This window comes from Candidatus Pseudomonas auctus (assembly GCF_048654275.1).
Lineage (GTDB): Bacteria > Pseudomonadota > Gammaproteobacteria > Pseudomonadales > Pseudomonadaceae > Aquipseudomonas > Aquipseudomonas pharyngis.
Map to the genome: position 1 here is coordinate 1 of NZ_JBJYZK010000035.1, position 359 is coordinate 359.

At 60.2% G+C, this 359-nt stretch carries 1 protein-coding gene; it reads right to left on the reverse strand.

What is annotated here, in order from left to right; genetic code table 11:
* On the reverse strand, positions 1 to 359 hold a 359-nt coding region (locus ACKUG4_RS28275; protein ID WP_445435286.1), incomplete at both ends, for a DDE-type integrase/transposase/recombinase.

Sequence of the window (359 nt, forward strand, 5' to 3'; positions counted from 1 at the left end):
GCCGGTGTTCGCAGTACCGCTGCTTTGAGGGTGCGGTGCATCCGTTCGTGTCGACCGTTCTGGTCAGGACGCCCTGGTGTGATTGTCTCGATATGGATGCCATGCCTGATGAACCAGACGGACAGCTTCGACAGCCGCGACAAACCGGTCGATGCGAAAGGCGCCCCGTTATCTGTGCGGATTACGTCCGGCAATCCAAACTCCCGGAAAGCCCACTCGAATCCCTGTCGCGTCGGCTCGCTGTGCGTGCCGGGCAGCGCCCGGCAGAGCAGCAGATAGCGACTCATCTGATCGGTAATGGTCAGCGGATAGCACCAATTGCCGTCCTGCATCCTGAACTGCCCTTTGAAGTCGGCACA